Here is a 285-nt window from a genome sequence, read left to right on the forward strand (position 1 = left end):
TCTCGGTACTCAGCCAAAACTCTATAAAGTGCCACACCAAAAAGGGGAGATCTGATTATGAGTGCATGGGACACAGCTTTTCAGTCTGGTACCGTGGTATGGGACTGGATTATAGCTATCTATCTATTTCTCGCGGGGATGTCGGCGGGTGCCGTAATGATCTCCATTTACCTAAAACGTAAGGTCATTGAAGGCGATCCTGCTCATAATGGTGTGTTAAAGGCGACCGCTTTTCTTGCGCCATTTGGGATCATTTCAGGCCTACTGATCTTGGTTTTCCACCTG

Annotated in this window: 1 protein-coding gene; it reads left to right on the forward strand. The window is 47.0% G+C overall.

Going from position 1 to position 285, the window contains the following annotated elements; translation table 11 throughout:
• Positions 1-57: 57 nt before the first annotated feature.
• Positions 58-285 (forward strand): NrfD/PsrC family molybdoenzyme membrane anchor subunit (nrfD, locus tag AB4486_RS26495; protein ID WP_372119743.1); only part of this gene is annotated, 228 nt, incomplete at its 3' end.

It is taken from the genome of Vibrio sp. 10N.222.55.C6 (assembly GCF_041473395.1).
Classification (GTDB): domain Bacteria; phylum Pseudomonadota; class Gammaproteobacteria; order Enterobacterales; family Vibrionaceae; genus Vibrio; species Vibrio crassostreae_C.